This is a genomic window from Rhodococcus sp. D-46, from assembly GCF_011290655.1.
Lineage (GTDB): Bacteria > Actinomycetota > Actinomycetes > Mycobacteriales > Mycobacteriaceae > Rhodococcus_F > Rhodococcus_F qingshengii.
Genome location: NZ_JAANTF010000001.1, coordinates 53882 through 68000, shown reverse-complemented (window position 1 = coordinate 68000; position 14119 = coordinate 53882). Strand labels below are relative to the sequence as shown.

14 protein-coding genes are annotated in these 14119 nt (G+C 64.1%); 4 read left to right on the top strand and 10 right to left on the bottom strand.

What is annotated here, in order from left to right; genetic code table 11:
* A complete protein-coding gene (locus tag G9U53_RS00380; protein ID WP_165638197.1) occupies positions 1–738 on the top strand; it encodes an anti-sigma factor in 738 nt (245 codons plus the stop codon).
* 74 nt (positions 739–812) lie between these two features.
* Here the strand turns inward: G9U53_RS00380 and groL are convergent, their stop codons facing one another.
* Both groL and groES read right to left on the bottom strand, forming a co-directional pair.
* Positions 813–2423: a chaperonin GroEL gene (groL, locus tag G9U53_RS00375; RefSeq protein ID WP_065352178.1), complete on the bottom strand. Its 1611-nt coding sequence runs from the start codon at positions 2421–2423 to the stop codon at positions 813–815.
* Between the two features lie 86 nt (positions 2424–2509).
* Positions 2510–2809, bottom strand: coding sequence for a co-chaperone GroES (gene groES / locus G9U53_RS00370; RefSeq protein ID WP_003940763.1), 300 nt, complete (start codon positions 2807–2809; stop codon positions 2510–2512).
* Positions 2810–3042: 233 nt separating this feature from the next.
* Here groES and G9U53_RS00365 point away from each other — a divergent pair, with 233 nt between their 5' ends.
* Positions 3043–4758 carry a TIGR03767 family metallophosphoesterase gene (locus tag G9U53_RS00365; RefSeq protein WP_165638196.1) on the top strand — a complete coding sequence of 572 codons (1716 nt, stop codon included), beginning with the start codon at positions 3043–3045 and terminating at the stop codon, positions 4756–4758.
* A 19-nt stretch (positions 4759–4777) separates the two neighbouring features.
* Here G9U53_RS00365 and G9U53_RS00360 read toward each other — a convergent pair whose 3' ends face one another.
* Positions 4778–5338, bottom strand: a complete 561-nt coding sequence (locus G9U53_RS00360; protein WP_007728612.1) for a potassium channel family protein — start codon at positions 5336–5338, stop codon at positions 4778–4780.
* Between the two features lie 161 nt (positions 5339–5499).
* Here G9U53_RS00360 and G9U53_RS00355 point away from each other — a divergent pair, with 161 nt between their 5' ends.
* The gene (locus G9U53_RS00355; protein ID WP_165638195.1) at positions 5500–7089 is read left to right on the top strand and encodes an Hsp70 family protein; all 1590 of its coding nucleotides are present in this window, start codon (positions 5500–5502) and stop codon (positions 7087–7089) included.
* Positions 7090–7107: 18 nt separating this feature from the next.
* Here the strand turns inward: G9U53_RS00355 and tsaD are convergent, their stop codons facing one another.
* From tsaD to G9U53_RS00320, 7 genes are all read right to left on the bottom strand, one after another.
* A complete protein-coding gene (gene tsaD / locus G9U53_RS00350) occupies positions 7108–8145 on the bottom strand; it encodes a tRNA (adenosine(37)-N6)-threonylcarbamoyltransferase complex transferase subunit TsaD (protein WP_165638194.1) in 1038 nt (345 codons plus the stop codon).
* On the bottom strand, positions 8142–8636 hold the full coding sequence (rimI, locus tag G9U53_RS00345; protein WP_165638357.1) for a ribosomal protein S18-alanine N-acetyltransferase: 495 nt from the start codon (positions 8634–8636) through the stop codon (positions 8142–8144). The genes tsaD and rimI overlap by 4 nt, the downstream gene beginning before the upstream one ends.
* Positions 8637–8646: 10 nt before the next feature.
* Positions 8647–9330 (bottom strand): tRNA (adenosine(37)-N6)-threonylcarbamoyltransferase complex dimerization subunit type 1 TsaB, encoded by a 684-nt coding sequence (gene tsaB / locus G9U53_RS00340; RefSeq protein ID WP_050655849.1) that lies wholly within the window; start codon positions 9328–9330, stop codon positions 8647–8649.
* A gap of 107 nt (positions 9331–9437) precedes the next feature.
* Positions 9438–9929, bottom strand: coding sequence for a tRNA (adenosine(37)-N6)-threonylcarbamoyltransferase complex ATPase subunit type 1 TsaE (tsaE, locus tag G9U53_RS00335; protein ID WP_003940673.1), 492 nt, complete (start codon positions 9927–9929; stop codon positions 9438–9440).
* Positions 9919–10971, bottom strand: a complete 1053-nt coding sequence (locus G9U53_RS00330; protein ID WP_165638193.1) for an alpha/beta hydrolase — start codon at positions 10969–10971, stop codon at positions 9919–9921. Before G9U53_RS00330 ends, tsaE begins: the two co-directional genes overlap by 11 nt.
* On the bottom strand, positions 10968–12170 hold the full coding sequence (gene alr, locus G9U53_RS00325) for an alanine racemase (protein WP_165638192.1): 1203 nt from the start codon (positions 12168–12170) through the stop codon (positions 10968–10970). The genes G9U53_RS00330 and alr overlap by 4 nt, the downstream gene beginning before the upstream one ends.
* Positions 12171–12225: 55 nt before the next feature.
* Positions 12226–13659: an NAD(P)H-hydrate dehydratase gene (locus G9U53_RS00320; RefSeq protein WP_165638191.1), complete on the bottom strand. Its 1434-nt coding sequence runs from the start codon at positions 13657–13659 to the stop codon at positions 12226–12228.
* A gap of 38 nt (positions 13660–13697) precedes the next feature.
* Here G9U53_RS00320 and G9U53_RS00315 point away from each other — a divergent pair, with 38 nt between their 5' ends.
* Complete coding sequence (locus G9U53_RS00315; RefSeq protein WP_003940908.1) at positions 13698–14069, top strand: plastocyanin/azurin family copper-binding protein; 372 nt, start codon at positions 13698–13700, stop codon at positions 14067–14069.
* The last annotated feature ends 50 nt before the right edge of the window (positions 14070–14119 follow it).

Below are 14119 nucleotides of genomic sequence, written 5' to 3'. Positions count from 1 at the left end.
ATGGACGAAGAGCTGATCGACTACGCGTACGCCTACGCGATCGATGCGTTGGACCTCGACGAGCGCCGTGAGGTCGACAAACGACTTGCCGCTTCGGACTCCGCGACCCGCGCCGAATTCGACGCCCAGGTCCGGCTCACCGCCGAAACCATGGCCGCGATGACCGTCGTCGACGCTGTCGAGCCCCCGCCGTCGCTGCGCAGCAGCGTCCTCGCCTCGATCGCAGAACAGACCGCGGCTCCCAACGCCCCGGTTTCGCTGGCCGAGCGTCGTAACCGTCGACGCCCGTGGACCATGGCTCTTGCGGCGGCCGCCGCAGTCGCAATCCTGGTCGGCGGCATCGGAATCGGACGCACGCTGTCCGACAACACGCCGCCGCCGAACCCCGCATCCGAAATCATGGCAGCACCCGACGTTCATGCAACGACGCGTGACATCCCGGGCGGCGGTAGTGCCACGACGCTGTTCTCGCCCTCCGAAGACGCCGCAGTCCTCGTGATGAACGACGTGACTCCCCCGAGTCCGGATACCGTCTACCAGATGTGGCTGGTGCCGGGCGACACCGACGACACCACGATGATCCCGATGGGGACGATGGCTCCGGGCGACGTCAAACCCACTACCCAGGTGGTGCTCGACGGCATCGGTCCGAATACGAAGTTGGCGTTCACTGTCGAACCGCCCGGCGGATCGCAGCAGCCGACGAGCGAGCCGTTCGCAACGATCCCGCTCATCTGATCGCCAGACGAAAAAAGATCCCCCACCGGAATCCGGTGGGGGATCTCTTCTTTGTCGAAACTACGAGCAGCGAGTCAGTGGCTGTGACCGTGTCCGGTGTCGGCAACTTCCTCGGTCGGCTTCTCGACGACGGCGCTCTCGGTCGTGAGGATCATGCGCGCGACGGAAGCGGCGTTGACCACTGCCGAGCGAGTGACCTTGACCGGGTCTACGACGCCGTCGGCAAGCAGGTTGCCGTAGGTGAGGGTGGCAGCGTTGAAGCCTTCGCCCTTGGTCATCTCGGCGACCTTGCTGACAACGACGGAACCGTCGATGCCTGCGTTGCTGGAGATCCAGAACAACGGGGCGTTGAGGGCTTCGCGGACCACGGCAACGCCGGTGGCCTCGTCACCCGTCAAGCCGAGGTTCCCGATCAGAGCCGTGCCGGCCTGAACGAGAGCCGATCCGCCACCGGGGACGATGCCCTCGGAAACTGCTGCCTTGGCTGCGTTGACCGCATCCTCGACGCGGAACTTGCGTTCCTTCAGATCGGTTTCGGTGGCTGCGCCGACCTTGATGACGGCCACGCCGCCGGACAGCTTCGCCAGACGCTCTTCGAGCTTCTCGCGGTCCCAATCCGAATCGGTGTTCTCGATCTCGCGACGCAGCTGCGCAACGCGGGTCGCGATGTCGTCAGCGGTGCCTGCACCGTCGACGATGACCGTCTCGTCCTTGGTGACGACAACGCGGCGAGCGCTGCCGAGCAGGTCGAGGCCGGCTTCCTTGAGCGAGAGGCCGACGTCGGTGTTGATGACGGTGCCTGCCGTGACGACTGCGAGGTCGTCGAGGAATGCCTTGCGACGATCACCGAAGAACGGCGCCTTGACGGCGACGGCCTTGATGGTCTTGCGGATGGAGTTGACCACGAGGGTGGAGAGAACTTCACCCTCGACGTCCTCGGCGATGATCAAGAGCGGCTTGCCGGATTCGGCAACCTTCTCGAGCAGCGGAAGGAAGTCGGGAAGTGAGCTGATCTTCTCGCGGAAGAGCAGGATCAGCGCGTCTTCGTAGACGGCCTTCTGCGCATCGATGTCGGTGACGAAGTAGGGCGAGAGGTAGCCCTTGTCGAACTGAACACCTTCGGTGACAACGAGTTCGGTTGCAACGGTGGAGGATTCCTCGACCGTCACGACGCCGTCGGTTCCGACACGGGTGAGTGCCTCGCCGACGAGCTTGCCGATCTCTTCGTCACGCGAGGAGACGGTGGCGACCTGAGCGATCGACTTCTCGCCCTCGACGGGGGTGGCTGCGGCGAGCAGTTCCTCGACGACCTTGTCGGCTGCGGCGTTGATGCCGACGCCGAGAGCCATCGGGTTCGCGCCCGCTGCGATGTTCTTGAGTCCGCCGCGGACGATGGCCTGGGCCAGAACGGTCGCGGTGGTGGTGCCGTCGCCGGCAACATCGTTGGTCTTGGTGGCGACGCTCTTGACGAGCTGTGCGCCGAGGTTCTCGAAGGGATCTTCGAGCTCGATCTCACGGGCGATGCTCACACCGTCGTTGGTGACGGTGGGGCCGCCGAATGCCTTGGCGAGCACGACGTGGCGTCCACGCGGGCCCAAGGTCACCTTGACGGCGTCGGCAAGCTTGTCGACTCCGGCTTCGAGAGCGCGGCGTGCGGTCTCGTTGAACGCAATTTGCTTGGACATCTGTTCTGTCAGCTCCTGAATCTTCGGGGCGTGAACGCATTCCGCCCCGGGATCCTGTGTGGACTCCGGGGCGGATCACGTGTGTCTTACTTGGAGACGACAGCCAGCACGTCGCGTGCCGACAGGATCAGGTATTCCTGGCCGGCGTACTTGATCTCGGTTCCGCCGTACTTGGAGTAGATGACCGTGTCACCCTCCTTGACGTCGACCGGGATGCGGTTGCCCTGCTCGTTGACGCGGCCTTCGCCGACTGCAACGACGGTGCCCTCCTGGGGCTTTTCCTTGGCTGTGTCAGGAATGACCAGGCCGGAAGCCGTCGTCGTTTCAGCCTCGTTGGCCTGGACGAGGATCTTGTCCTCGAGCGGCTTGATGTTGACGCTCGCCACGATGAGCCCTCCACTTTGGGGTATGTGCGTCCGAGGCGATCCTCGGACAGCTGTTTGGGTATGCCGTTTACGGCGCGTCACTGCAGTCCCGTCGTCGCGGGTGCCGGAACTCGATCAGCGCCAATTGGCACTCTATACGTGAGAGTGCCAACCCTCAAGGACTGGGCGCATTTTTCTCTTCGTCCAGAGCGAAACAGGACAGCCGTCCACCACGTTCACCTATTGTTCACTTCGTGACGAACATCAATCGCCGTAGTTTTCTGACCTTCGCCGGACTCGGCGCCGTCGGCGCGGTCAGCCTTGGCAAGCCGTGGGGCCTGCAATATGCAGGCGCGTCGACCATTCCGACGTCAGGTCCTGGCACCACTCTCGAGTCCGTGTCCACCCCCGTCAGCAGCAGCGGCTACACCAAGCTCACCGCCGGACCCGGTTGGGCGAACATCGTGCGCAGCGAGTTGGCCGAGCCGAAGTCGGGACGCGAGGACCGACGCACCGCACTCGCCTCACTCGTGCAGCTGACCGACGTCCACATCGTCGACGCCCAGTCCCCCATGCGATTCGAGTACGTCCACCAGATCACCGGCTCGGCGTTCCGTCCCCAGGAGACCCTGACGGCGCACGGGCTGATTTCACTTGTCCGCCGGGTCAATTCGATCGGCAGTGGCCCGCACACGTCGCGCCCCTTCGATGCCGTCGTCACCACCGGCGACAACACGGACAACAAGGAATTCGCCGAACTCGACTGGTTCCTCACCTCACTCAACGGCGGAACGGTCGTCGCCAATACCGGTGCCAAGGACCGCTACGAGGGTGTACAGAACTCGGGTGCCGATCTCTACTGGAACCCCGAGTCACCGATGCTCGACATGTACAAGAAGGCCGGATTCCCGGAGATCCCCGATTTCTTCGGTGCCGCTTTCACGCCCGTGTCGAGCCCCGGCCTGAACACCCCTTGGTACTGCGTGTTCGGCAACCACGACGATTCGGTGTCCGGCACGGTGCCCAGCGGCATCCCGCCGCTCGAAGCGATGTACACGGGATCTCTCAAGTTCGAGGTGCCCGGTTCACCGGAGCAGGCCAAGCAGATCGACGTCGCCACCAAGTTCGATCCCAGTGCGATACCCGGAATCCTGTCCGCCTTCACTACGCCGCCGCGCCAGGTCACCCCCGACCCGTCGCGCGCGCCGTTCACACCGCGACAGTTCATCGCCGCACATCTTGATCCCGCGCACACCGGTCCCGGCCCCGTCGGACACGGTTTCGCCCCCGACGCCGGCGAAACCGGTATCGGTTACTACTCGTTCGAGATCGCACCGGGCGTCGTCGGCATCAGCATGGACTCCACCAACCGCGCGGGCCTCGTCGACGGTTCGCTGGGCGCCGCTCAGTTCCAGTGGATCGAGAACACCCTGCGCGCCGGCAGCAGCACCTACTACGACGCCGCGGGCTCTCGCGTCACCGAGTCGCGAGGTGACACGTATTTCGTGCTGTTCAGTCACCACACGAGCGACACGATGGACAATCTCGTTCCCGACCCCGAGAACGTCCTCGAGCCACGCCTGCGCGGTTCACAGCTTCTCGACTTGCTGCATCGTTTCCCGAACGTACTTGCCTGGGTCAACGGACACACCCACGAGAACAAGATCACCCCGTGGCCCGGCGCGACCCCCGAGCAGGGCTTCTGGGAGATCAACACCGCCTCTCACATCGACTACCCGCAACTCGGACGCATCATCGAGATCGCGGACAACCATGACGGAACGGTGTCGTTGCTTGCGACGCTCTTCGAGGCGGAGAGTCCCAATTCCGTCGACTACAGCGACAAGTCGGCAGCCGGGCTCGCCTCGCTGTACCGCGAACTGTCGTTCAACGACATCCACCGCGACCCGAAGCTGACGGGTACCGGCGTCGACCAGAACGTCGAATTGTTGGTCCACACCGGACGATGACTCCGATTGCCGCAGTGTCCTAGGTGATTTCAGGTCCGCTCGAAGGCGAGCGGTGCGCTTTCGCCCACGACACTGCGGCAACGACGAATCGAACGCCGAATCCGATCAACACCAGATTGCAGACGATCTGAAGGCTCACGAGCCCCCGGGCAAGGTCCGTCTGCGCGGCGATGTCACCGAATCCGACTGTCGAGAAGACGGACAACGAAAAGTACAGCGCCGCCATACGCGACAGCGGTTCGGTGAAACTGCCAGGGCTTGCATGCTCGACCGAAAAATAGGTGATGGACACCAACAACAAGTACGTCGGCATCACCACCGCCACAGCTTCGACCGCCTGCAGAGATGGCACATCGGAACGCAGAATTCGCCACACCTGCCAGGTGGTCACGGCAAGTACCGCGGCGCCTCCACCGATCAAGAGGAAGATTGCACTGGCGGTATGTACATCGATCCACGGCAGAAAGAAATACGCGCATCCGAAGGCGATCACCGTCAGCGTGGGTCGAAGCACTGCACCACGGATCAGCGCGCGTCGTCGTTCCCGGTCGATGTGGGGAGAATCGCCTTTTTTCCGCATGAATCAATGATCGACAATTTCGCAGGTAAAACCACCCTTTCGGTCCGAAAAGGACGTCACGGAGACGAAAAGCACTGAGCAATCCTCACGAACCTTCTGTAACGTTCATATAACGGCGGTCGATTGAACATTGACCGGTATTGACTGTGAGGAGGTGTGCGATGAGTTGTTCACTGGGAATTTCCACTGGATCTTCCGGTGTCTATTCAGCACTCGTCGACACCGATACCAGCACAAACGCGCCAGGCGCCGTGCCTGCCGAGACTCGCTTCGTCTCGGCGGATCAGGCCAATTCCAACGTCGGTGACCTTGTCAGAGCATCCATCAAGCTGATGACGACGCAGGTAACGGACCGATCTGAAGCGCCGCGCTCGATCGGTGTCAGCTATCGCACGGACGATCAACTCGCGAGCATCAGGTCATCTCTTTCGCGCTCGCCGAAGCAGGTCCGTGCAATCCCCGAGCCTGCCGCCGTACACGCGTATCTCGCCGAGACAGGGAAAACCGAGCGGTACGACACGACAACTCAGGTGGACGTCGGTGATCAAGGTCTGACGGTGTCCGTCGTCGACCACACCGGTGAAGTTCTGCACTCCGACCGTATAGACGCCCTCGCAGGGGCCGGAATCGACCGGGCATTGGTCGACTTCGTGACGGAGAAGGCGCCAGGGCACTTGCGCCGGTACACCGACGCGGAACTTCTTGCCGCCCGGTGCCATGTCGCCAAAGAGCAACTGTCCACGTCCACCAAGGTGACCATCGACCTTCCGATCGACGCGATGGCGATCACGCGCGACGAGTTCGAGGCCATCATCGCCCCGGATATAGAGCGCGCCGTCACCTTCATCCGTGAAGTCGTGAAGGGCTCACCGCGGCCCGTCGGTGCCGTTGTACTCATCGGCGGTGGCGCACACATTCCGGCCGTGCGGTCCGCCGTCGCCGCTGCCGTCGACGTCCCCATGGTCGAGATCGTCGAGCCCGAGACTGCGGCAACCAAAGGTGCTGCACTCCTGGCAGATTCGATCACCGCAATTCGTTTCCCGCTGCTGGGCTCCGGAAGTGACCAGCGCTCCGGATCCACCGCCAAGGTATCGGGAGCGTTGATCGGTGCGCTCGTGGTCGGCGGACTGGTACTCGGTTACGGCGCAAAGGAATTGGTGCCGACCGACGACACCGCGGTCTCGCCCGTCGGAACGGGGTCGACCACGACGACGGTGAGCCCCGAAGCGACACCGAGCACCGGATCGACGATCATTCCGTCTCATGATCCTCTGCCTTCGGTAGCCGGCAGCACGTATCCTCGGTACGGGTATCCCACCACCCCGTTCGACTCGCAGCCTTACGACACGCACTCGTACACAACGCATCAGTACACACTTCCGCCTGCGCCGATCCCGGACACCTCGACGACAACCACGCCGCCGACCACGACAACGACCACTCCGAATTGGCCGACCATTCCCGGAATCACGCTGCCCGATCCACCGGCGTGGTGGCCGACGATGCCGGACACCGAGGCGACGCCCCCGGTCGATCCGACCGAGGCAAACCCCGGCGGCGGTCTCGGCCCGGGTGAGAGCGGCGGCGAGAACCCGACGACGCCGGAGACTCCTGGATCTGGTTCCACCGAAACCGAAATCACTACCCCTGGTGGTGGTGATCCGACGACGAAGCCCGGTGAACCGAATACCTCGATGCCCGAAAACGGTCCCGCGACCACACCGGATCGGGAACCGGCCCCGGTCGGCTGATTCTCAGTCGGCCGATTTTCAGTGCATCAACTGGCTGACGGAGACCGACAGCCCCGGGTCCGTGGCAACACTCAATTCCGAAGGGCCTGCGCCGTTTCCGATCAGGTGAGCGGCCAACGATGCGATCATCACGCCGTTGTCCGTGCACAGTCGAGGTTTCGGAATGCGCAACGTGATGCCCGCTTCGGCGCAGCGCTGCTCGGCGAGTGAGCGGATACGCGAATTGGCCGTGGCGCCGCCGCCGAGAACCAACGTGTCGACCCCGACGTCCTTGGCTGCACGCACTGCCTTCATCGTCAGGACGTCTGCAACCGCTTCCTGGAACGAGGCAGCGATGTCCGGGATCGAAAAGGTATCGCCTGCGCGCTCTTTCGATTCGACATAGCGCGCGACGGACGTCTTGAGTCCCGAGAACGAGAAGTCGTGCCGCGAATCGCGCGGCCCCGTCATGCCGCGAGGGAAGGTGATTACGTTCCGATCTCCCTCTTGCGCAGCAGCATCGAGTGCCGGTCCACCGGGAAAGCCGAGTCCGAGCAGTCTGGCCACCTTGTCGAAGGCCTCACCGGCGGCGTCGTCGACAGTCGTGCCCAGTTCGACAATGGGCTTGCCCAGATCTTCGACGTGAAGCAGGTGTGTGTGACCGCCGGAGACCAACAATGCGACGCACGAGGGCAACGGACCGTGCTCGAGAGTGTCCACCGAGACGTGACCGCCGAGATGATTGACCGCATAGAACGGGATGTTCCATGCTGCCGCATAGGCTTTCGCTGCGGCTACACCGACCAGCAGCGCGCCGGCCAGTCCGGGTCCGATGGTGACGGCCAGCGCGTCGGGCTTCTCGATACCGGCGGCAGCAAGGGCACGGCGCATCGTCGGCACGATCGCCTCGAGGTGAGCCCGCGAGGCCACTTCGGGAACCACTCCCCCGTACCTGGCGTGCTGATCCACGCTCGATGCCACCTCGTCGGCCAACAATTCGCAGGTTCCGTCACCGTTCCAGCGGACGATACCGACACCTGTTTCGTCGCAAGAACTTTCGACACCCATGACGATCATGCTTGCTGCTCCTCAATTTCGCGGACACCGAGCACGGCAGGCCGTCTCATCGTGTACGCATCTGCCCCACTGGGCTGGTAGTACTTCTTTCGTGTTCCGACGATCTCGAATTCTTCCCGCCGGTACAGCGCGATGGCAGGTTCGTTGTCGGTGCGCACTTCCAGGAACACCGGGCACTGCCGTGAATCCGCCAGAGCCAGAAGCGCATCGAGCAACGCGCCGCCGATTCCGAGCCGCTGAGCCGAGGGATCTGTACCGATGGTGTGAACCTCGGCCTCCATGTTCGGCGACGCCCCCAACAATGCGACTCCGGCGTAGCCGAGGACGTGACCGTCAGGCTCCCGGGCAACGAAGTAATGATTATGTGCGCCTGCAAGTTCCGAGACGAACGCTTGTGCGCTCCAGGGTCCGTCGCCCGCGAACAACGCGCGCTCCAACTCCGCGCACCGTTCGGCGTCATCGACGTTCATCGGCTCGATGCTGTACTTCATCTGCTCTGTCTCACTTGCCACGTTCTGCAAGGGTCTTCGCGTCCGGGCGTCGGAGGTACAGCGGCTCCAGCGGGGCCGGAACCGAGCCGGCCAGGATCTCGCGAGCAGCGACTGTCACCAACCCGGCCGGTGAAGGTGTCTCCGCCGGGTCGACGGGTAGATCGAAGAAGTCCACGTGCGAAGCGGATCCGGCAATCAGCGTCGAAGGCGAAGGATCGACGTCGCCGGCGGAATTCACAGCCGGTCCTTCGACGCGCACTCCGCCGTCATAGCGCGCCCAGTAGATCTCGCGACGCCTCGCGTCAGTCACGACGAGCAGGCTCTGTGTGGTCGGTACCGCAGCCGCGATCGCATCGAGGCTGCACACGCCGTACACGGGAACACCGAGTGCGTCACCGAAGGCAGCGCCCGTCGCCATGCCGACACGCAGTCCGGTGTACGGCCCTGGCCCGACACCCACGACGACGGCGTTCAAGTCGGCCGGTGTGAGCCCTGCCTCGGCGAGGCATTCGAGGACGTGAGGGGTCAAGACCTCGGCGTGCGCACGAGGATTGACCGTGACACGCACGGCAAGCGTCTCCACTGTGTCCGGTGACTCTGCGTCCGGTGACACTGGGTCCGGTGACGAAGCCGACAGGGAGACGACTCCGGCAGTGACTGCCGGAGTGGAGGTGTCAATTGCGAGAACAAGCACGATTTCTCAGGGTACCCGCACGTGAAGAACTACTTCCGGCCCGGGAGGGTCACGACGTCTGTGACACGAAACGCCGTTTCACGACGTCTGTGACACCAAACTCCGTTTCACGACGTCCATGACCAACTCGCAGTCCGCACATCCGATTCGGGTTCCCGATGAAGCTGCACTCGCAGGTGCCGTTCGACGAGCCTTTCCACGACGTCACCACCCCATTCGACCACCACCACTGCATCGGTGAGGTCGGTGTCGAGGTCGAGGGCATCGAGTTCGTCGAGCGCATGCGGTCCGCTGTCTCCCAGCCGGTATGCGTCGACGTGGATCATGCCGACGGGAACTCCGCCGCCAGGGCGGGTGCCCGGACGATGCTCACGAGCGATGACGAACGTCGGGGACGTCACCCGGCCCTGCACCCCGAGCCCGGCGCCGATTCCGCGCGTCAACGCGGTCTTGCCTGCCCCGAGCGGACCGTCCAGCACCACCAGGTCGCCGGCAACAAGTCCCGCCGCCAAGCGTCGGCCGAAAGCCTCGGTATCCTCGGCCGTTTCCAACGTGATCTGTCCGGACACGGGAAGTCCCGTGGAGTTCTCAGCCGACATCGGACCGCTCTTCTACCTGCGATCGCTGCACCAACTTGTCGATTGCGTCCGTCACGATCGCCGGGAACTCGAGCTGCACCAGATGGCCGGCCCCGTGAACTCGCACGAGTTCGGATTCGGGGAGATCGGCAGCGAGACGCTTGGAGCTGATGAACGGAATCATCATGTCTTGATCGCCGCAGATCACGACTGCCGGTGTGTGCGCGAGGACCTCGAGAGAAGCGGACTCGTCGTGCAGTTCCAACGTCCGCAGGAAATTGACGATGGTCACAACCGAGGTCCGGTCGAGCATGCCGTCCGAGAGTTCATGCAGCCGTGGGCTGACATCGGTGCCGTACGAGGCCGCGCGCAGGATCGGCGTGATCAATACTCGCGCAGCGCCCCGGGCATGCTGAACTACTCCTGGTGAGGTGCGCACTGCCAACCGGAATCCGTCGATGATCGGATTCTGCAGATTGCGGGTCAGGCCGGTCTCGGCCAGGCCTGCCGCCGTCGTCGCGACCAGCCCCACGCCGATGACTCGGCCCTCGAACCATTCGGGTCGCTGACCGGCGAGCGCGAGTACCGTCATGCCGCCCATCGAGTGACCGACGAGAACTATCGGCCCCTTGGGTACCTTGGCCTCGACGACGGTCGCGAGGTCGCGGCCGAGCTGAGAAACCGTACAACTCTTCGAACGCGGCATGCCCGAGTCTCCGTGTCCGCGCTGGTCGTAGAACACCATGCGAACCTTGTTGCCCCATCGCTCTTCGAGCTGGCGGCGCTGGAAATGCCAGGACAGCGCACTCAGGCAGTATCCGTGCACGAAAACGACCGTCAGCGGAGCGTCGTCCGGTCCCACTTCGCGAACTGCCAGCTCGACACCGTCCTCGGTGCGCACCGTGCTCTTGCGGTCGCGCGTCATGAGGTCGAAATCCTCGTCCGCGTAGATTTCCCGGCCTGGACGCGTCGCGGTCTTGAATGCGTTCACGCCGGCCATCGAGCCGAGCGCCACGGCGCTGAGCAGGCCACCGAGAATGCTCATCTTTCCTGCAGTCTTCATGACGTCTCTCCCCCGATGTACGTACGCACAGTGCGTCCACGTATACCGGTCACGACCTCGTAGTGAATGGTGTCGAGTACGTCGGCCCAGGCCTGCGCGTTGGGTTCGCCGTGATCGCCGTTGCCGAAGAAGATCGCGGTGTCGCCTTCGCGAACTCCGTCACCGTCCGGACCCAGGTCCACCAATACCTGGTCCATGCAGATTCGCCCGACAGCCTGGCGACGCTTACCGCCCAACTGCACTTCGAACTTGCCACTCAGTGAGCGAGACAAACCGTCGGCGTAGCCGACGGGAAGCAGCGCCAGAGTGGTGTCGTGCGGTGCGACCCACTGATGCCCGTAGGAGACGCCCTCTCCGGCGGCTACCTTCTTCACCAGAATCACCTTCGCTCGCAGCGTCATCGCCGGTCGTAAACCGAAATCTCCGAGTTCGGGCACCGGAGACAATCCATATATCGCGATTCCGGGCCGAACCATGTCAAATCGCAGGTCAGGACGGGTGACTGTAGCAGCGGAGTTGGAAAGATGAACGACTTCGGGGTCGAATCCGCGAGCGCGGACGTCGGCAACCGAGTCGATCAAACGCTGCTTCTGCATGTCGATGACGTCGTGATGCGGTTCGTCCGAGTGTGCGAGGTGAGAGAACACTCCGCGCAGCCTGATCGTGCCATCGTCCCGGGCAGTGGCGAGGTCGTCGAGCATCTGCGGCCACTCGGTTCTCGATACGCCGTTGCGATTGAGACCGGTGTCCACCTTGAGCGTCACCGTCGCCTGTTGTCCCAGAACCCGTGCCGCGTCGACGACAGCGGCCAGGTGTCGCGGGGAGGACACGCCGATCTCGACGTCCGATCTGATCGCCGAGGCGAAATCGGCGTCGACGCCGTGCAGCCAGGCAAGGACGGGAGCGGTGATGCCTGCCTCGCGAAGGACCAGTGCCTCCGCGATGGTGGTGACGCCGAGTTCCCGGGCTCCCGCCGAGAGCGCCGTCCGCGCCACCGCAACTGCGCCGTGGTTGTATCCGTCCGCCTTGATGACCGCCATCAACGCTGCATCCCCGGCAAATTCACGCAGAACACGCACGTTGTGCGCGATCGCGTCCAGATCGACGACTGCCTCCGTCTGCGGCCCTACTGCGTCGTCGAGTCGGCTCGCCTTCCCCTCCGCAGGCTCCTTCGGTGCTCTTCCCTGGGCAAGCGTCATGGCGACAATCCTGCCACCCACGCAGAATCGGACACGTGTTCGGGTTTGAACACCCTCAATCGAGGGCAAAAGAGCGAAGCACACGCACCGATTCCCGCAGACCTCCCAGCAGGGGTGAAGCCGAAATCGGTGCTCCGGCGACATCGCTCTGACCGCCGGCAGCGGCGATGTTCGCAGCCAACGCGTGAGCCCGCGCCCCGACGGCCCCGGCTTCGAGAGGGCTCAGACCCGCCGCCAGCAACGCACCGATCACACCGGAGAGGATGTCACCCGAACCTGCCGTCGATGCCCAGGAGCCGCCGGCGTCGTTGACCAGCACCTCACCGCCGGGATCCGAGATCACCGTCGTATGGCCCTTCAGCAGGACCGTGACTCCGAGGCGTGCGGCAAGAGCACGCGTGGCCGCGATCCTGTCGTCGCCAAGAGTTGTGAATCGAGCGAACTCGCCGGCGTGGGGCGTCAACAGTGTCGGCACGGTCCGGGCTGCGACAAGTTCGGGACGCTGAGCGAGGAGGGTAAGTCCGTCCGCATCGACAACAACGGGTACATCAGTAGCCAGCACCGACGCCAGAAGTCGCGCGGCGTCGTCGTCGGTACCCATACCGGGGCCGACCACCCACGCCTGAACTCGCCCGGCGGCTCGGTACGTCTCACTCGCAATCACCTCCGGGAACCGGGCGAGCACCTCGGTGGCGCCGTGCCCGGCGTAGCGGACCAGGCCGGCGGTCGCGGTAACCGCGGCACCGGTACAGAGCACGCCCGCGCCGGGATACTGCTCACTTCCCGCAACGATGCCCACCACACCCTGCGAATACTTGTCGTCCTCCGGACCGGGCACCGGCCACAGCGCACCGACCTCCGCCGGATCGAGCGAACCGAAGTCGGGTTCGCCGACGCTCAATCCGATGTCCACGAGTTCGACACGACCACACAGCGGAGCCGCGAGTACGTGTACCGGCTTGAGCGCACCGAATGTGACCGTCACATCAGCGGTCACCGACGGGCCGTCCACTGCGCCGGTGTTCGCGTCGACGCCGCTCGGAAGATCGACCGCCACGATCGGTGCATCCACCTGGCCGACGAGATCGGCCGCGTCAGGCCGTAGACCGCCGTGCCCGGAAATCCCGACGATGCCGTCGATCACCAGATCCGGCGACCCGACTTCGGCGGCGACTCGGCCGCCGGCCTTCAAGAGAGCATCGAGGCCCGCCCGATGAGCGCGCGCCGGATCGAGCAACACGGCCCGCACGCTCACACCTCGTTTGCGGAGCGACGCACCGGCCCACAGGGCATCACCGCCGTTGTCGCCCGTACCGACCAGCAGCGTCACCGACCGATGCGCGACCGACCCTGTACGGGAACGCAATTCGTCCGCGACTACTCGCGCAAGACCGTACGCCGCTCGACGCATCAGCACCCCGTCGGGCAGCTTGTCGAGCAGCGGCGCCTCAGCTGCTCGCACCTGATCGGCTGTGTAGTACCCACGCATGTCGGAACCCTTCAGTTGCCGTCGCTACCCTCGAAGCCATGAAATCACGTCTTCGCCCGGCAATCGCGGGTCTCGTGCTCGCTCTCGGTCTGGTCGGGTGCAGTTCCGGCACCGACTCCACACCACCGGCTCCGGAAACGACGGCCAGCGGACCCGTGGTGACCATCTCCGGGATGGCGTACTCCCCCGCGTCCATCACCGTGAATGTCGGCGAGACGGTCACGTGGGTGTTCGACGACAACGGAATGGCCCACGACGTCAACGGCCTCGGGGACGCCAAGGGCAAACTCCGCAGTCCGCTCAAGAAATCGGGAACCTACACCTACACGTTCACCGAACCCGGAACCTACGACTACACCTGCACACCGCATCCCGAGATGCGCGGAACCGTCGTCGTCGAGACGCCGTAACGCGCTCGGGCCCCACAGTCTTGCGACTGCGGGGCCCGATTTTCTAGCGA